The following is a 17,069-nucleotide window of genomic DNA, read 5'->3' on the forward strand; positions in this document are numbered from 1 at the left end:
TGAGCTCCTTCGCTGCTGACGGGGACGCCGCGCCGACGGCCCGCAGGGGGCGGTCGCTAGCGGCGCACCTCGAAGTTGTACACCGAGGTGTCGAACGCGTTGTAACCCTCGTAGTCAATCAGGTCGTAAAGATCGGCGCGATGTTGCATGTCGCCCAGCATCGGCTCCAAGGTTCCCTGGGCGAGGAGCTGGTCGAGTCCGCGCTCCGCAGCACCCATCGCCAGGCGCAGCAAGGACACCGGCCAGATGACGATGTTGACACCGACGTCGCGCAGCTGGTCGACCGTGAACAGGTCGCTCTTGCCGAACTCGGTCATGTTGGCAAGGATCGGCACGTCCACGGCCGCTCGCACCGCCTCGAACTCGGACAGGTCGGTCATGGCTTCCGGGAAGATGGCGTCCGCGCCCGCCTCGACGAGTGCCTTGGCGCGGTCGATCGCCGACGGGAGGCCCTCCACGGCGCGGATGTCCGTCCGGGCCATGATGAGCAGGTTGGAGTCGCGGCGCGCGTCCGCCGCCGAGCGGATCCGCTTGAGAGCAGTGTCCTCGTCAACGACCTGCTTCCCGTCGAGGTGCCCGCAGCGCTTGGGGTTGACCTGGTCCTCGATGTGCAGCCCGGCGACACCGGCATCCTCGAGGGCCTGCACCGTCCTGGCGACGTTCATCGGCTCGCCGAAGCCGGTGTCCGCGTCCACCAGCGCGGGCAAGTCGGTCATGCGCGCGATCTGAGCCGACCGTGCGGCGACTTCCGTCTGGGTGGTGAGTCCGATGTCAGGAAGGCCCAGCTCAGCCGACAGGACGGCTCCGGAGATATAGACGCCCTCGAAGCCTTTGCGCTCGATGAGGCGGGCGCTCAGCGGGTTGAACGCTCCCGGCATCCGGACCAGTTCGCCGGAGGCGAGCCGAGCGCGGAACGCGGCGCGCTTCTCGTGCGCCGGAATGGTCGAATACAGCATGGGTCAGAACAGTCCTCTCGGAGCAGGGGTGGCCGCGAGCAGCCCGGGCCGGGCGGTGATGGTGAGGCCGCTGAGCTCGGCGGAGGTGAGTTCCGGGAGTCGCTGCGCCACGTCGAGGAACCGTTCGATCTCGTCGCGCTCCAGGACGCTGCCGGCCAGGGTGCGGAACTTCGCCACGTAGTCGTCCCGCGAGAAAGGACGGGCGCCGAGCGGGTGCGCATCGGCGACAGCGATCTCCTCCTCGATCACATGTCCATCGGCCATCCGGATGACGACCCGACCGCCGAACGCCTTCTCGGCCGGGTCGGTCGAGTGATAGCGGCGGGTCCACTCCGGGTCTTCGGTCGTCGTCACCTTGCCCCACAGCTCCACCGTCTCCGGGCGCGCTGCGCGCGATGGCAAGTAGGAATCGACGTGGTGCCAACCGCCATCCTGCAGGGCGACGGTGAAGATGTACGGGATGCTGTGGTCCAGCGTCTCCCGGGATGCGGTCGGGTCGTACTTCTGCGGGTCCTTGGCGCCCGAGCCGATGACGTAATGCGTGTGGTGCGACGTGTGGATGACGATGCTCTCGACACGGGAGGGGTCTGCGACCTCGGGGTGCTCGCGATGGAGCTTGCGCGCCAGGTCGATCCAGGCCTGCGCCTGGTACTCCGCGGAATGCTCCTTCGTGTACGAATCGAGGATCGCTCGCTTCGCCTCGCCTCGCTCGGGGAGGGGGACGTCGTACGAGGCGTCCGGTCCGTCGAGGAGCCAGGCGATCACCCCGTCCTCACCCTCGTAGATCGGAGTGGGACTCGTCTCTCCGCGCAGTGCCCGGTCGACGGCCTCGACCGCCATCTTGCCGGCGAAGGCAGGGGCGTGCGCCTTCCAACTCGAGATCTCACCCTTGCGGGACTGCCTGGTGGCGGTGGTGGTGTGCAGCGCCTGGCCCACCGCCTGGAAGATCGTCTCGGCGGGAAGGCGCAAGAGCGTGCCGATGCCCGCCGCGGCCGAAGGGCCGAGGTGCGCAACATGGTCGATCTTGTGGCGGTGCAGGCTGATCGCCCGCGCGAGGTCGATCTGGATCTCGTAGCCGGTCGCGATCCCACGCACCAGGTCCGTGCCGGTCAGGCCGTAGGCGCGAGCCGCATGCTGGGCCACAGCCGTGATCGGAGGGATGTTGTCGCCGGGGTGCGAGTACTCCGCCGCGAGGAACGTGTCGTGATAATCGAGTTCGCGAACGGCGACCCCGTTGGCCCACGCCGCCCACTCCGGCGATACACGGGTCGACGGCCACTCGCCGAACACGGTAGAGCCATCCTGAGGATACTCCGACGACTCGGTGAGTTCCGCCAGTTGGCGAGAAGGGATCGGGTGCGCGAGCGCCTGAGATCGCGCGGAGACGACGGGCCGCCGCGTCAGGGAGGCCGCCGCCACGGCGGCGTTGTCGATCACACGATTGACCACCATCTCGGTGACCTCTGCGTTGACCTCAACCGGATCGGTCGCCACCTCGGCGATCTTCCAGGCGAGCTGGTCCTTGCGCGCCAGATTCTCCTCGCTGCGGTGCACACGTACGTTGTGGAGCTTCACGTAACGAACCTACCTCCCCTACGCTCGGCACATGGTTCCCGGTCCCTCCCTGCTGGCGTTCGCACTCGCCTCGCTCGCGCTGATCGTCATCCCGGGGCCGAGCGTGCTTTTCGTCATCGGCCGGTCGCTCGCTCTGGGGCGACTCGGCGGCCTTCTCAGCGTGGTGGGGAACGCCCTCGGGATGCTGCCGCTCGTCATCGCCGTGGCGCTGGGGATCGGCGCGATCGTCGCGCAGTCCCTCGTGCTGTTCACGGTCGTGAAGTTCGTCGGAGCTGCCTACCTCGTGTACCTGGGCATCCAAGCCATCCGGCACCGCAGGCACACAGCCGTGACGCACGAGGCGACGCCGCCCCGGCGCTCGCGCTGGCGCATCCTGAGCGAAGGATTCGTCGTCGGGCTCACGAACCCCAAATCACTCGTCTTCTTCGTCGCCGTGCTCCCGCAGTTCGTCGACTATCACGCGGGCGCGATCCCCCTCCAGCTGTTCGAGCTCGGGTTGGTGTTCCTCGTCCTGGCGCTCATCTTCGACAGCATCTGGGCGCTCGCGGCCGGGACCGCCCGCCAGTGGTTCGGGCGCTCGCCCAAACGCGTCGAACGGCTCGGCGCGACGGGCGGCGTGCTGATGATCGGTCTGGGTGGGGTGCTCGCGCTGACCGGCGTCAAGCACTGACCGGCGTCAAGCACTGACCGCCGTCAAGCACTGACCGGAAGGCGGTGCGGCTCGGGTCAGATGTCGCCGGCCGTCGCAACCGGAGTCAGCACCGCGCGCGCGAGCGTGTGGAAGTGCGCGTTGAAGCCGAGGACGGCGGGCGTCGCCTCCGGGTCGAGGTCGAGCCGTTCCACATCCAGTGCGTGCACGACGACGTTGTAGTGGTGCGTGCCCGTCCCGGGAGGAGGTCCGGCGCCGGTGAAGCTCTTCGACCTGAGTTCGTTGGAGAGCATGGCCGCGCCCTGCGGGAGGTTGGCTCCGCCCTCAGCGCCCGCGTTCGAAGCGAGTTCTGTGACCGAGGCCGGGATGTTGTAGACGGCCCAGTGCCAGAACCCAGACCCGGTCGGTGCATCCGGGTCGTGGATGGTCACGGCGAAACTCTTGGTGTCCGCCGGAAAGCCGGACCACGACAGTTGCGGAGAGATGTCGCCGCCACCTCCGCCGGAGCCCCAGTGCGCCCGGGCGAGCGGGCGGCCCCCCTCGACGTCGGCGCTGGTCAGGGTGAATGCGGGAACTGCGCCGAAGCGCTCCAGGGGATCGACTGCCATATCGCCAGGCTACGCCTGCGTCATCGGCTCTACGGCCTGCGGCTGCGGGCGCTTACGGAAGCGCCGCGGCAGACCGGCCAGACCCCACAGCGTGACGCGGAGCATGGCCTCCACGACGATGCCGCCGCCCATCTTCGAAGCGCCGCGCTCCCGCTCCACGAAGGTGATGGGAACTTCCACCAGATCCAGGCCCGCAGCGTACGCGCGGCGGGTCATGTCGATCTGGAAGCAGTAGCCCTGGCTCTCGGTGCGCTCGTAGTGCAGCTTCCGCAAGGCGTCGGCAGTGAACGCGCGGTAGCCGCCGGTCACATCCCGGACCGGGAGGCCCAACGCGAGGCGGGAGTACGCGCTCCCGCCGCGCGAGATCAGGCGACGATGCGCCGGCCAGTTGACGACCCCGCCCCCGTCCACCCAGCGCGACCCCAGCACTACGTCGGCGCTGCCGCTTCCGGCGTTCGGCACGGCGCCGTCGGTCACTGTTCCGTCATCCAGCGTGGCCGCATCATCCATCGCGGTCGCATCGCCCCGGAGCGCGGCAAGCAGCCGAGGGAGCTGCTCCGGCTGGTGGGACCCGTCGGCATCCATCTCGACGATCGCCGAATAACCCGACTCCAGGGCCCAGCTCATCCCGGCGCGATAGGCGGCGCCGAGCCCGTCCTTGCCCGCGCGGTGCATCACGTGAACGCTGGCATCCGTCGCGGCGAGCGCGTCCGCGAGTTCACCGGTCCCGTCGGGCGAACCGTCGTCGACGATCAGGACCTCGGCGTCCGGCACCGACGCACGCACGCGACCGACGATGGAGCCGACGTTTTCGCGCTCGTTGTAGGTGGGGATGATGACCAGGGTTCGCACGGCCCGCCTTTCTGTCGAGGGCGCGGCCCGCGGACCTCATCGAGACTGTCCTACCAGTCTGAACGGAAGGCGAACGAGCCTTCCGGCGCTCACAGGTCAACGATCCTACGATCGCCGCGCTCCGGGAACCCTCGCCTACGATGAGGCGGTGGCCGTGCCGAAAGTGATCCTGTTCTATGTCTTCGCGCCGCTGTCCGACCCGGACGCCCTCCGGCTATGGCAGCGTGAACTGTGCGAACGACTGAATCTGCGCGGCCGGATCGTCCTCTCGCCGCACGGGATCAACGGCACGCTCGGGGGCGAACTGGATGCGGTCAAGCGCTATCTCAGGGTCACGAAGGAGTACTCGGCCTTCCGAGCTCTCGACGTGAAATGGAGCGAGGGTTCCGGACTTGATGCGGACAACGCGAGCCTCGACTTTCCCCGCCTCTCAGTGAAGGTCCGTGACGAGATCGTGTCGTTCGGAGCTCCTGAGGAGCTGGTCGTCGACGCCGGCGGAGTCGTGGGCGGCGGCGCGCGCCTCGACCCGGAGGGCCTGCACGCACTCGTCCAGCAGCGCGACGACCTGGTGTTCTTCGACGGACGCAATCGTTTCGAAGCGGCGATCGGGCGGTTCCGGGACGCGGTCATCCCCGATGTCGCGAACACCCGGGAGTTCGTCGATGCCCTCGACAGCGGCGCCTACGACCATCTCAAAGGGCGACCTGTCGTGACGTACTGCACCGGCGGCATCCGGTGCGAGGTCCTCTCTTCGCTGATGCTGTCGCGGGGATTCGAGGAGGTCTACCAGCTCGACGGCGGGATCGTCCGTTACGGCGAGGCGTTCGGCGACGACGGTCTGTGGGAAGGGTCGCTCTACGTCTTCGACGAGCGAGGCTCGACGGACTTCAGCGACCATGCCGCCGTCATCGGTCGCTGCACCACGTGCGGCGAGGCCACCAGCAGGATGCGCAATTGCGCCGATCCCGCCTGCCGCGAGCAGCTCGTGGTGTGCGAGGGGTGCGACACCGCTCGCTGCGCAGCCCACGCCGCCTGACGGCCGATTCGTCCACATCGCCGACGGCGAACAGCTTTTCCACCGTTCGACGGAAATCTTGTTGGCCCTCCCGCGTTGCCGCCATCATGAACATCATGGATCCGGTCACCACAATCGTCTGGATCGTGTCGTTCGTCGTCGTCACGGTCACGGTCACGGGCCTCTCCCGCAGGGTGGGCTGGTCGGCTCCGGTCGTGCTCGTCTTCGTCGGGGCGGCCGCCTCCTTCGTCCCGGGAGTTCCCGCGGTCGCGCTGGAGCCGGAGGTGGTGCTCTTCGGACTGCTCCCCCCGCTGCTGTTCGCCGCGGCCATCCAGACGTCCATCGTCGATGTGCGCGCCAGGCGCGACGGCATCCTGCTGCTGTCGGTCGGCCTGGTGGCGTTCACCGTGGTCGTCGTCGGGTTCGCTACCTTCCTCGTCGTGCCCGCCATCACGCTGGCGGCGGCCTTCGCCTTCGGCGCCGTGGTCGCCCCGACGGACACGGTCGCGGTGCAAGCCATCGCTGGTCGCGCGGGCCTTCCGCGACGGCTCGTGACCGTGCTCCAGGGCGAGAGCCTGCTCAATGACGCGACCGCGCTGGTGGCCCTGAACGCGAGCATCGCAGCCATCGTGAGCGTCGTGAATCCGTGGGCCATCGGCGGCGACTTCGTGCTCGCGGTCGTCGTCGGCATCGGCGTGGGCCTGGTCGTCGGCCTTCTGCTCGCAACCATCCGCAAGCAGTTGCGATCCCCGGTCCTCGATACCTCGCTCGCGCTCGTGACGCCGTACCTCGCGTTCATCCCGTCCCAGCTCTTTCACGGCTCCGGCGTGCTGGCGGTGGTCGTCGCCGGCCTGTACCTCGGCTACCGCTCCCCCACCATCCAGACGGCTGAGGCCCGCATCGCCGAGACGATCAACTGGCGCACCATCAGCTTCCTGCTGGAGAACGCGGTCTTCCTCTTCATCGGGCTGGAGCTGCGCTCCATCCTGACGGCGGCCTTCACGTCGGGCATCACCATTCCCCAGACGATCGTCATCAGTATCGTCGTCCTGCTCGCGATCTTCCTGGCCCGATTCGTCTGGATGCTCGGCACCACCACGCTCTACCGGTACGGACCCCAGCGACTGCGCGAGCGGGGGTGGACGTGGCCGACCGGGATCGCGGTCTCGTTCGCGGGCATCCGGGGCGTGGTCACGCTGGCCGCTGTGTTCCTGCTGCCCGAGTCGACGCCGCACCGCGAGTTCCTCCAGTTCCTCGCGTTCGTGGTCGTCGTCGGGACGCTGCTGGAAGGGCTCGCCCTCCCGTGGGTCATCCGCAAACTCAAGCTGCCGCCACCCGACTTCGCGCAGGAGGCCAGCGAGATGCAGCGCCTTCTCGCGGAGGCCCAGTCCGCGGGACTCGAGCACCTGGAGTCGCAGGTGACCGGCGACGAGGACGAGCGGGTGATCGAACGGCTCAGGATCAATGCGCTGTTCCTCTCCGATGCCCTGGAGAACCCGACCGGCGACGACGAACCCGATCTCCCGCTCGAATATCGGCGGCTGCGCCGGACGATGATCGTCGCGGAACGCCAGGCCGTGCTGGAGGCACGAGCCGAAGGGCGCTACCAGGAGCTGGCGGTGCGGTCCGTGCTGGCATTCCTCGACGCCGAGGAGTCGGCGCTCAAGGCGGGCGGCACCGACGGGAAGAAGTCGCTCATGTGACCGCAGCCGCTCAGGTGACCGCGACGGCGACTCGGCTGCGGCGGCGCTCGGCGACCGGGCGACGGGCCCAGAGTCGCGACCGCTTCGACGAGAGGGCGAGCAGCACCAGGATGTCGAGCGCGAGGCCCAAGAGGTTGTTCTTCAACGACACCTGCGGACCTCCGTTGAAGAAGTCGATGGCCGAGACGATGATGATCAGAGCGCTGTACGACATGGCCGCGATGCGGGCCCAGTTGCTTCCGAAATACACCAGCAGCGCCAGCAGGAAATACAGCACCAGGCCGGCCGCGAAGACGCCCATCGCGATGCCGAGGACGAGGCTCGTCGCCGACCGCTCGTCCGGCGTCACGGTCGCCGCTCCCAGTTCCGAGCCGACGAAGCGCTGCCAGTCGAGCAGGTTCAGCGCGATGTACCCCACACCGGCCGCCACCCGGAGCACCATCAGCAGCACGCCGAGGGTCGTCGGCACCGGGCGCCGCTGAGCCGCGGCTGCACGACGAGCATCCGCGTCGGCGGCGACCAGCACACCCGCCGCATCCACCACGACCCGCGTCAGGTCCACCACCGGTAGGTCGCCGTCCGTCTCGATCGTGTCGCCGCCGCCGTTCCGTGCGTGATAGCCGGTGGAGAAGTCGCGGATCACCGTCACCTCGACGCCGACGTCCGCATCCAGCAGCGTGGTGACGATGTGATCCCGCTCGATATCGGTGTTCGCGTCGATCTTGTGGGTGATCTGGAGCGTGAACAGCGAGAACCCGACGGATCGGTCGAAGGTTCCTGCCGCCAGCCAATCGACACGGCGTCCGCCCGGCAGGAGCCAGCCGTCCGGGCAGCGCCAGAAGCGCACGTGATGCCGCTTCGCGGGATTGCCCTTGACCTCCTGCTGGTAGGCCACATCCTGTTGCCGTCCGAACAGGAAGAGCGGGCTCACCGGCGCCTCATCGTAGCTCCGCCGGAGCAGGGTCGACCCGATGATGCGCCCGCTCGACCGCAACGTCACGTCGTCGGCGCGCGTCCACCCGGCCTGCCGCATCGCGTCGTCGAGCTGCGCCTCCGAACCGAGCAGGGCCAGGTTGATCGGGTCGCCGAGCAGCCCGTCGCTGGTGCGAGCCCGTCCGATGAAGTAGTCGGGAACGTAGATCTCGGTGAGGATGCGGTGCAACCGGGGAAGCACGAGGTACGCCAGCAGCACCCAGAACACCACGAAGAAGAGGATGAGGAACCAGCCCCACTCGAAGCTCTCCGTGAGCACCAACCAGGCCAGCCAGACCGCGGCGATCCCGCCGAATACAAAGAAGAAGTAGTCCACCACGGTGCTGCGGGAGGCGCGACGGCGCGCTGCCGAGCGGCTCTTCGGCACCTCCTGCGGCTCCCCCGTGCGGGCCATGGCGCCATCCTAGGGTGCAGCGGGCGCCTGACCGTAGGGTGGGGCCATGAACAGCATCCAGGCGCGCGGCGCCGAACTCCGCCGGCTGCACGAGGCCACCGAACTGCTGCAGGTCGTCAACGTCTGGGACGCGGTCAGCGCCCGCGTGATCAGCGACCTCCCGGAGACCCGCGCGCTGGCCACGGCCAGCCACTCGATCGCCGCCACCTTCGGGTACGAGGACGGCGAGCACATCCCCCTCGAACTCATGCTCGACATGGTGGGCCGCATCGTCGCCGCGACGGAACTGCCGGTCAGCGCCGACCTGGAGGCCGGGTACGGCGACGCCGGCGAGACGATCCGCCGCGCCATCGGAGTCGGGGCGGTCGGCGCCAACCTCGAGGACCAGCTGCGGCCCTTCGACGATGCCGTCGCCGCAGTGCGGGCGGCTGTCGGGGCCGCCGATGCCGAGGGAGTCCCGTTCGCGCTCAACGCCCGGACCGATGTCTTCCTGCGCAGCCCTGACCGGGACGACGACGCGAAGATCGAGGAGGCCGTCCGGCGAGGTCGCGCGTTCCTCGATGCGGGCGCCACCACCGTCTTCGTTCCCGGCAAGCTGGACGAGCGCACCGTAGAGCGGCTGGTCGGCGGCCTCGGCGAGCGCAGACTCAGCGTCATCGCGGTGCCCGGGTCGCTCCCGCCGGCGCGCTTGCAGCAACTCGGCGTGTCCCGGGTCTCCTACGGCCCCTGGACGCAGCGGGTCGCGCTCACGGCGCTGCGGAACTCGGCGCTGGAGCTGTACGCCGGGGGCGTCCTGCCCGAGGGCACGGAGGTTCTGAACTGACGCTCTGCGGCCAGGCGGGCGGCCGGGGAGCCCGGCGTAGGGTGAGGCCATGAGCGACTTCCGGGCCATCGTGATCGAGAAGCAGGTGGACGGCGGCAGGATCACCGCCCACACAGCCGAGGTGCGCAACGTGACCGACGCCATCCTGATGCCCGGCGAGGTCACGATCGCCGTCGAGTACTCCGATCTCAACTTCAAGGACGGCCTCGCCATCGCAGGGCGGCCCGGAGTCGCACGCACGTCGCCGCTGATCCCCGGCATCGACGTGGTCGGCACCGTGCAGCTGTCCGACGATCCCCGGTGGCAGCCCGGCGACCGGGTCGTGCTCAACGGCGCGGGCCTCGGCGAGTCGCATCACGGCGGCCTCGCGGAGAAGGCCCGGGTCGGCGGCGACGCGCTCGTCCGCATCCCCGACTCGATCACCTCCGAGCAGGCTGCTGCGATCGGTACGGCGGGCTTCACCGCAATGCTCGCGGTGCTCGCGCTCGAGCGCAACGGCGTGGATCCGACCGAAGTGGCCGAGAGCGGCAGCAGTGTCCTCGTCACCGGGGCGGCGGGCGGGGTCGGCTCGGTCGCGATCGCTCTGCTGGCGAAACTCGGATACCCGGTTACGGCATCCACCGGCCGCGCGCAGGAGGCCGCCGACTACCTGACGGACCTGGGCGCGACCGCGATCATCGACCGGTCCGAGCTCGACGCCCCGGGCAAGCCGTTGCAGTCGCAGCGCTGGGCGGGGGCGGTGGATTCGGTCGGCAGCCAGACGCTCGCGACCGTGCTCGCGCAGACGCGCTACGGCGGGACGGTCGCCGCGTGCGGGCTCGCGCAGGGGCCGGACCTCCCCGCGACCGTCCTTCCGTTCATCCTGCGCGCGATCACCCTCGTCGGCATCAACTCGGTGGAGGCGCCCGCGGCGTTGCGCGAGACGGCCTGGCGGCGTCTGGCCACCGACCTCGACGAGGAAGCCCTCGCCGCGATGACCCGCTTCATCACTCTCGGCGAGACGATCCACGCGGCAGACGACATCCTGGCCGGCCGAGTGCAGGGTCGCATCGTCGTCGACGTTCGCGCGTGATTCCGCGGTGACCGGTGGACCGCTCGGTATGCTGACGCCATGATCCTGCTCGCCACCATCGTGGTCACCCTCGCCGCCGCGCTCCACGTGGTCATCTTCTTCATGGAGAGCGTCGCGTGGACGCGGCCGACGGTGTGGCGACGGTTCGGTCTCGCCAGCCAGGAGGCCGCCGAGACCACTCGGCCGATGGCGTACAACCAGGGCTTCTACAACCTGTTCCTCGCCGTGGGAGCCATCGTCGGGCTCGTGCTCTACGCGGTCGGCCAGCACGCCGCCGGGCTCGCGCTGATCATCTTCACGGCGGCCAGCATGCTCGCCGCAGCGGTGGTGCTCGTGACCACCGGACGCGGCTACCTGCGGCCCGCGCTCATCCAGGGCATCCTCCCGCTCATCGGGCTCCTGCTCCTGGTGATCGGCCTGGCGAACGGGGAGCGCTGAGCGGGCGTATCCTCCGGGAATGGTCTCTTCTGACAGCGTGCTCGTCGGGAGCGCCCTCGTCGGCAGCGTCCTGATCGTCGCGGCAGCACTGGTCCACCTGGTCCTCTTCGCCATGGAGAGCATGCTGTGGTCGTCGCCGAAGGTGTGGCGGCGCTTCGGGCTCTCCTCCCAACGCGAGGCGGACACCGTGCGCCCGATGGCCTACAACCAGGGCTTCTACAACCTCTTCCTGGCCGGCGGCGCCGTCGTCGGGCTCGTGCTCTACTGGACGACGCTGCGCGAGGTCGGGTTCGCGCTCATCTTCTTCTGCGGCATCTGCATGGTCCTGGCGTCGCTGGTCCTGCTGACCACGGATCGCCGCTACCGCGGCACAGCGCTCCTGCAGGGCGCGCTGGCGCTGGCCGGTCTCATCCTGTTCGTCGTCGCCGAGAGTCCCTGACTCGCTGAGGCGGCCCGGGCCGCCTCAGGAGAGGGTGCCGCCGTCGGCGGCGAGCTCGCTCCCGTCGACCCGCAACGCTTCGACCAGGCGGCCCGCGTGCGGCGTGGAGACGATGATGCGGGAGTACTCCTCACCGTCGAGGTCGATCACCACCGCCGCGCGTTGCTTGCCCTTGATGAGCAGGAAGTCTTTGCCGCCGTGGAACTTCCACGTCCCGAGCGAGAGCGTGAGGGGAACGGCTGCGCCGGGCGCGCGGATGCCGCGGATCCAGATCCACGGGTCCTCGGTGATCGCGACCGAGCGGATGCTGTCACGCGGCACCACCAGGTCGTCGCGCTTCACAGCCAGCACCTTCTCCGCCCGCGTGAGGTGGATCTCCAGACGGTCGGGGTGAACGTGAAGGTCGGCCATACCTCTATCCTGCCAAGTCGCTCGCTCCGCGGGATCATAGGAACCTCACAAACGCATTACTTTCCCGCGGAGTGGCGACCCTTGCGGAGGCATGTATCCTTCTCGTCGTGGCAACGCAGCGACGAACTCCGGGCTCGCAGACTTCACTTCGTGAAGCCAACCGAGCCAGAATCGTCGACGCCATCAAGAAGCACGGCGGCCTCACGCAGGTCGAACTGGCCGGGGCGACTGGCTTGTCGGCGGCGACGGTTTCGAACATCGTCAAGGAGCTCTCGACCTCCGGCGTGCTACACACCGCGCAGAGCATCCGCTCCGGACGCCGTGCCCAGCACGTCACCCTGGCGCACGCCCTCGGCCTCGTCGTCGGCGTGCACTTCTCGACCCGCCACCTCCGCGTCGCGCTCGCCGATGTCGCCCACACAGTGGTCGCCGAGAACCACATGCCCCTGGCCCGGGACCACCGCGCCGACAACGAGCTCGACAAGGTCTCGCTGCTCCTGAACGACATGCTGGATTCCGTGGATGCCAGCCGCAGCGACCTGCTCGCCGTCGGGCTCGCCGTGCCGGCGCCGATCGACCGTTCGACCGGCACGATCGCGCGCAGCGGCATCATGCGCGGCTGGGACGGAGTGGTGATCGCCGACGCCCTGGAACGGCGGATCAAGCGACCGGTGTACCTCGACAACTCGGCGAACCTCGCCGCGCTCGGCGAGTCCCGCTTCGGCGCGGGCCGCGGAAAGCGCAACACGATCACCCTCGACATCGGCGACGGGATCGGCGCCGGGCTCATCCTCAACGGCCAGGTGTACCGGGGCAATCGCGGCGTGGCAGGCGAGTTCGGCCACACCACGATCCGGGAGAACGGACCGCTCTGCCGCTGTGGAAACCGCGGGTGCCTGGAGGCTCTGGCCGGCGGCCCGGCCATCCTGGAGGAGCTGCGCGACCACCTGGGCAGCCTCAAACTGGGCGACGTCGTGCTGCAGGCGATGGCCGGGGATGCGCGCTGCATCCGGGCGATCGCGGACGCCGGCCGCCACATCGGCGTCGCCACCGCCAACCTGTGCAACCTCCTCGACCCCGAGCGGGTCGTCGTCGGCGGGGAGCTCGCCCGCGCCGGCGAGCTGCTGCTCGGCCCGATGCGGCACGCGGTGGAGCGCTCGATCATCGTCAATCCCGACCTCATGCCGGACATCGTCCAGGGCCAGCTCGGGACGCGCGCGTCGGCCCTCGGCGCCGTCGCGTACGCGGTGGATTGCATCTCGATCACGTCCGAGGGCGTTTCGTACTGAACGCGCTCTCACCGTGACCCCGCAATTGGGCACGAACCGTTACCCAATTCGTTGAATTCAAGTCTTGACGCCAAATGCGCCACCTGGCACACTCAACCCAGCCGCCAACGAAGGCGGTCCCGAATCGGAGGTTTTTCAATGAAGATCGCCACCAAGAGAGCGGTCATCGCGTCGGCCGCGATCCTGCTCACAGCCGTCACCCTCACAGCGTGTTCGAACGGGTCCGGGAACAGTTCGGGCGGCAGCACGTCGGGCTCCGCCAACGCCCAGATCGGTCTCCTCCTGCCGGACTCCGTCACCGCCCGCTACGAGGCGGCCGACAAGCCGTTCTTCGAGGCCAAGGTCAAGGAGCTGTGCTCCGGCTGCAAGGTCCTCTACGCGAACGCCGACGGCGACGCCAGCAAGCAGCAGCAGCAGGCGGAATCGATGCTCACCCAGGGCGTCAAGGTCCTCGTGCTCGACCCGTTCGACGGTGAGGCGGCAGCCTCCATCGTCGGCGAGGCGAAGGCCAAGAACGTGCCCGTCATCTCTTACGACCGCCTGATCAACAGCCCCGACAGCAACTACTACATCTCGTTCGACAACGAGAAGGTCGGCCAGCTGCAGGGCCAGGCCCTCGTCGACAAGCTGAAGAAGGACAACGTGCCCTCCGGCGCCGGCATCCTGATGGTCAACGGCTCCCCGACGGACAACAACGCCACGCTGTTCAAGAAGGGCGCGCACAGCGTCATCGACTCCAGCGGCTACAAGGTGCTCGCCGAGTTCGACACCCCCGGATGGGACCCCGCAAAGGCTCAGGACTGGGTGGCCGGCCAGGTCACGCAGTTCAAGGACCAGATCAAGGGCGTCTACGCGGCCAACGACGGCACCGGCGGCGGTGCGATCGCGGCAATGAAGGCGGCCAACGTCAGCCCGCTCCCGCCGGTCACCGGTCAGGACGCCGAGCTCGCGGGCATCCAGCGCATCCTCGCAGGCGACCAGTACATGACCGTCTACAAGGCCCTCCAGCCGGAGGCGGAGAAGGCGGCCGAGCTCGCGGTCTCGCTCACCAAGGGCGACAAGCCGAAGGGCGACACCACGGTCAAGACGGCCGGCGGAGCGGCGATCCAGTCGTTCCTGCTGACCCCGGTCGCGGTGACGGTCGACAACATCGAGAGCACGGTCGTGAAGGACAACTTCTACGGCTCCGACTCGGTGTCGAAGATCTGCACGGCCGACTACAAGGCAGCCTGCGACAAAGCCGGCATCAAGTAACGACCGAAGGACGATCCCGGCCCGGGGTGCGGCATCCAGACGGATGGCGCATCCCGGGCCGGGTGGTTCCGCTCTAGCCTGAGAACAGGAAGCATGCAGAGCACAGCTCGAAGGAGAACGCCGTGACCATGGAATCCGCCATCGTGGACGAGGACCGGTCGACCCGCCGGCCCGTCCTCTCGCTCCGCGGGGTCTCGAAGGGGTTCGGCGCCGTCCAAGCGCTCACCGACATCCACCTCGACGTCTACCCCGGTGAGGTCGTCGCCCTCGTCGGCGACAACGGCGCCGGAAAGTCGACGCTCGTCAAGATCCTGGCCGGGGTCCACCCGCAGGACTCGGGGACGATCGAGTTCGACGGTCAGGATGTGAGCATCCCGACCCCCGCCGCCTCGCGCGAACTCGGCATCGCGACCGTGTTCCAGGACCTCGCGCTGTGCGACAACCTCGACGTGGTCTCGAACCTGTTCCTGGGCCGCGAGATCAGCAAGGGCACGCTCGACGAGGAGGAGATGGAGAAGCGGTCGTGGAGCCTGCTGCGCCAGCTGTCGGCGCGCATCCCCTCCGTCCGCATCGCCGTCGCATCGCTGTCCGGCGGCCAGCGCCAGACGGTCGCGATCGCCCGCTCGCTCATCGGCGACCCGCGCGTCGTCATCCTCGACGAGCCGACCGCCGCCCTCGGTGTCGCGCAGACGGCCGAGGTGCTCAACCTGATCGAGCGCCTGCGCGAGCGCGGACTCGGGGTGCTGCTGATCAGCCACAACATGGCCGACGTGCAGGCGGTCGCCGACCGGGTCGCGGTGCTGCGGCTCGGACGCAACAACGGTGACTTCCGCGTGCCGGAGGTCAGCTACGAGGAGATCATCTCCGCCATCACCGGAGCCACGGACAACGTCGTCGTCCGTCGCGCCGAGCGGCTCATGGAGGCCGAAGAATCCATCGAACGGAGCCCGGAAGCATGACAAACGCAGCACGAACGCCGGCATCCGCGACGACGGAGACGCCCGCCGAGCTGGCCGCCGACCTCCAGGACGAGCGGCTCATCCGCGAAGAGGGACTCGCGGGCGCAGCGCGCGCCTTCGGGCGCCGAGTGCGCGGCGGCGACCTGGGCTCGCTCCCCGTCGTCATCGGGCTCGCAGTGATCTGGGTCGTGTTCCAGATCCTCAACCCGAACTTCCTCAGCGCGAACAACCTGGTCAACCTGACCTTGCAGTGCGCGGCGATCGGCACGATCTCGATCGGCATCGTCCTGGTGCTGCTGCTCGGCCAGATCGACCTGTCCGTCGGCTCTGTCAGCGGCGTCGCCGCAGCGATCCTCGGTGTCGGCTTCACCCAGCTCCACTGGCCGCTGTGGCTCACCGTGATCGTCGCGATCCTGGCCGGCTCGCTGATCGGCCTGCTCTATGGATTCCTGTTCACCCGGTTCGGGGTGCCGAGCTTCGTGATCACCCTGGCCGGCCTGCTCGGGTTCCTCGGTCTGCAGTTGTGGATCCTCGGTGCGAACAGCTCGATCAACATCCCGTACGACTCCTGGATCGTGAAGTTCGCCCAGCAGTGGTTCCTGCCGCCGTGGGCGGCCTACGCTCTGGCCGTGATCGCCGCCGGCGGGATGTTCCTCTCCGACTGGCGCCGCAACGTGCGTCGCCGCAAGGCGGGACTGTCGGAAGGCTCGATGGCGGTAGTCGCGGTCAAGGCGCTGCTGCTGCTGGTCGGTCTCGCGATCAGCGTCTGGTACCTGTCGACCGACCGTGGCACCGGGGCGATGTTCCTGTTCTTCGTGGTGCTCGTGATCGTGATGAACTTCCTGCTCACGCGCACCCGGTGGGGACGCTCGGTGTTCGCCGTCGGCGGTTCGGTCGAGGCGGCCCGCCGATCGGGCATCCGGGTGAACCGGGTGTTCATCAGCGTGTTCATCCTGTGCTCGACGTTCGCTGCGGTCGGCGGCCTGCTCGCCGCGGCCCGCCTCGCCTCGGTCGGCGCCGGCTCCGGCGGCACGGACACGAACCTGAACGCGATCGCTGCGGCGGTCATCGGCGGGACCAGCCTGTTCGGTGGACGCGGATCGGCGTGGTCGGCGCTGCTCGGCATCCTGGTGATCCAGTCGATCTCGAACGGCCTGACCCTCCTCAACCTGGACTCGTCGTACCGGTTCATGATCACCGGCGCGGTGCTACTGCTGGCAGTCATCATCGACTCGCTCTCGCGGCGCTCCCGCGAGTCGCACGGCCAAGCCTAGGGACGCGGTCCCGCCTGTCTGGCACAGGGCGGGCGTGGGAGAGTGGTGGGATGACCCGCACCACCACCTTCCGCGCCCGCCTTCTCCGTTCCGGCGCGGAACCGCAGACGGTGACGGTCCGGGCGTCGTCGGATGCGCCGCCCCGCACCCTGCGCCGGGCCGCGGGAGGCGGAGGCTCGCTGAACTTCGACGTGTACGCGCTGCTGGATGCCGACGGCTGGCCCGCCTCGGCCACCTACACCTACGTCGAGTCCCTCTCGCGCGAGCCTGCCGCCCCCGACGCGTAAGCGTCCCGCGCCGCGATGCGGTCGGTTGAGGTGCACGTTGTGGCGGCTATCCGCGTGATTTAGCGACCACTACGTGCA

At 68.8% G+C, this 17,069-nt stretch carries 18 protein-coding genes; 12 read left to right on the forward strand and 6 right to left on the reverse strand.

From position 1 onward, the window contains the following. Positions 1 to 56: 56 nt before the first annotated feature. Both prpB and P3F85_RS15495 read right to left on the reverse strand, forming a co-directional pair. On the reverse strand, positions 57 to 956 hold the full coding sequence (gene prpB / locus P3F85_RS15490) for a methylisocitrate lyase (protein WP_374008737.1): 900 nt from the start codon (positions 954 to 956) through the stop codon (positions 57 to 59). 3 nt (positions 957 to 959) lie between these two features. After that, positions 960 to 2,531: an MmgE/PrpD family protein gene (locus P3F85_RS15495; protein ID WP_374008738.1), complete on the reverse strand. Its 1,572-nt coding sequence runs from the start codon at positions 2,529 to 2,531 to the stop codon at positions 960 to 962. Between the two features lie 31 nt (positions 2,532 to 2,562). Between P3F85_RS15495 and P3F85_RS15500 the strand changes: the two genes are divergently transcribed. After that, positions 2,563 to 3,201 carry a LysE family translocator gene (locus tag P3F85_RS15500; protein ID WP_374008739.1) on the forward strand — a complete coding sequence of 213 codons (639 nt, stop codon included), beginning with the start codon at positions 2,563 to 2,565 and terminating at the stop codon, positions 3,199 to 3,201. Positions 3,202 to 3,257: 56 nt separating this feature from the next. Here P3F85_RS15500 and P3F85_RS15505 read toward each other — a convergent pair whose 3' ends face one another. Together P3F85_RS15505 and P3F85_RS15510 are read right to left on the reverse strand one after the other, a co-directional pair. Beyond that, positions 3,258 to 3,788, reverse strand: coding sequence for a YbhB/YbcL family Raf kinase inhibitor-like protein (locus P3F85_RS15505; RefSeq protein WP_374008740.1), 531 nt, complete (start codon positions 3,786 to 3,788; stop codon positions 3,258 to 3,260). A 9-nt stretch (positions 3,789 to 3,797) separates the two neighbouring features. Beyond that, positions 3,798 to 4,640, reverse strand: coding sequence for a polyprenol monophosphomannose synthase (locus P3F85_RS15510; protein WP_374008741.1), 843 nt, complete (start codon positions 4,638 to 4,640; stop codon positions 3,798 to 3,800). Between the two features lie 148 nt (positions 4,641 to 4,788). On the opposite strand from P3F85_RS15510, the gene P3F85_RS15515 reads away from it, so the two are divergent. Together P3F85_RS15515 and P3F85_RS15520 are read left to right on the forward strand one after the other, a co-directional pair. Continuing rightward, the gene (locus tag P3F85_RS15515) at positions 4,789 to 5,676 is read left to right on the forward strand and encodes a rhodanese-related sulfurtransferase (RefSeq protein WP_374008742.1); all 888 of its coding nucleotides are present in this window, start codon (positions 4,789 to 4,791) and stop codon (positions 5,674 to 5,676) included. A 95-nt stretch (positions 5,677 to 5,771) separates the two neighbouring features. Beyond that, complete coding sequence (locus P3F85_RS15520; RefSeq protein WP_374008743.1) at positions 5,772 to 7,358, forward strand: Na+/H+ antiporter; 1,587 nt, start codon at positions 5,772 to 5,774, stop codon at positions 7,356 to 7,358. Between the two features lie 10 nt (positions 7,359 to 7,368). Here P3F85_RS15520 and P3F85_RS15525 read toward each other — a convergent pair whose 3' ends face one another. Continuing rightward, positions 7,369 to 8,745: an LssY C-terminal domain-containing protein gene (locus P3F85_RS15525; protein ID WP_374008744.1), complete on the reverse strand. Its 1,377-nt coding sequence runs from the start codon at positions 8,743 to 8,745 to the stop codon at positions 7,369 to 7,371. Between the two features lie 46 nt (positions 8,746 to 8,791). Between P3F85_RS15525 and P3F85_RS15530 the strand changes: the two genes are divergently transcribed. Genes P3F85_RS15530 through P3F85_RS15545 form a run of 4 tightly spaced genes read left to right on the forward strand, consistent with a single transcriptional unit; the run spans position 8,792 to position 11,517 of the window. Next, the gene (locus P3F85_RS15530) at positions 8,792 to 9,568 is read left to right on the forward strand and encodes an isocitrate lyase/phosphoenolpyruvate mutase family protein (RefSeq protein ID WP_374008745.1); all 777 of its coding nucleotides are present in this window, start codon (positions 8,792 to 8,794) and stop codon (positions 9,566 to 9,568) included. A 49-nt stretch (positions 9,569 to 9,617) separates the two neighbouring features. Next, complete coding sequence (locus P3F85_RS15535) at positions 9,618 to 10,640, forward strand: MDR family oxidoreductase (RefSeq protein ID WP_374008746.1); 1,023 nt, start codon at positions 9,618 to 9,620, stop codon at positions 10,638 to 10,640. Positions 10,641 to 10,679: 39 nt separating this feature from the next. Then, on the forward strand, positions 10,680 to 11,078 hold the full coding sequence (locus P3F85_RS15540) for a DUF1304 domain-containing protein (RefSeq protein ID WP_374008747.1): 399 nt from the start codon (positions 10,680 to 10,682) through the stop codon (positions 11,076 to 11,078). 19 nt (positions 11,079 to 11,097) lie between these two features. Beyond that, the gene (locus tag P3F85_RS15545) at positions 11,098 to 11,517 is read left to right on the forward strand and encodes a DUF1304 domain-containing protein (protein ID WP_374008748.1); all 420 of its coding nucleotides are present in this window, start codon (positions 11,098 to 11,100) and stop codon (positions 11,515 to 11,517) included. A gap of 24 nt (positions 11,518 to 11,541) precedes the next feature. Here P3F85_RS15545 and P3F85_RS15550 read toward each other — a convergent pair whose 3' ends face one another. After that, positions 11,542 to 11,928: a hypothetical protein gene (locus P3F85_RS15550; RefSeq protein ID WP_374008749.1), complete on the reverse strand. Its 387-nt coding sequence runs from the start codon at positions 11,926 to 11,928 to the stop codon at positions 11,542 to 11,544. Positions 11,929 to 12,035: 107 nt separating this feature from the next. Here P3F85_RS15550 and P3F85_RS15555 point away from each other — a divergent pair, with 107 nt between their 5' ends. The 5 genes from P3F85_RS15555 to P3F85_RS15575 all read left to right on the forward strand — a co-directional run bounded on the left by P3F85_RS15555 (position 12,036) and on the right by P3F85_RS15575 (position 16,991). Further along, the gene (locus P3F85_RS15555; RefSeq protein WP_374008750.1) at positions 12,036 to 13,217 is read left to right on the forward strand and encodes an ROK family protein; all 1,182 of its coding nucleotides are present in this window, start codon (positions 12,036 to 12,038) and stop codon (positions 13,215 to 13,217) included. A 138-nt stretch (positions 13,218 to 13,355) separates the two neighbouring features. Further along, positions 13,356 to 14,471 (forward strand): sugar ABC transporter substrate-binding protein, encoded by a 1,116-nt coding sequence (locus tag P3F85_RS15560; RefSeq protein ID WP_374008751.1) that lies wholly within the window; start codon positions 13,356 to 13,358, stop codon positions 14,469 to 14,471. Between the two features lie 128 nt (positions 14,472 to 14,599). Next, positions 14,600 to 15,430, forward strand: coding sequence for an ATP-binding cassette domain-containing protein (locus P3F85_RS15565; protein ID WP_374010956.1), 831 nt, complete (start codon positions 14,600 to 14,602; stop codon positions 15,428 to 15,430). Continuing rightward, on the forward strand, positions 15,427 to 16,704 hold the full coding sequence (locus tag P3F85_RS15570) for a sugar ABC transporter permease (protein WP_374008752.1): 1,278 nt from the start codon (positions 15,427 to 15,429) through the stop codon (positions 16,702 to 16,704). The genes P3F85_RS15565 and P3F85_RS15570 overlap by 4 nt, the downstream gene beginning before the upstream one ends. Before the next feature lie 50 nt (positions 16,705 to 16,754). Next, positions 16,755 to 16,991, forward strand: a complete 237-nt coding sequence (locus tag P3F85_RS15575) for a hypothetical protein (RefSeq protein ID WP_374008753.1) — start codon at positions 16,755 to 16,757, stop codon at positions 16,989 to 16,991. The last annotated feature ends 78 nt before the right edge of the window (positions 16,992 to 17,069 follow it).

The sequence above is a fragment of the Leifsonia sp. T36S-04 genome (genome assembly GCF_042465655.1).
Taxonomy (GTDB): domain Bacteria; phylum Actinomycetota; class Actinomycetes; order Actinomycetales; family Microbacteriaceae; genus Leifsonia.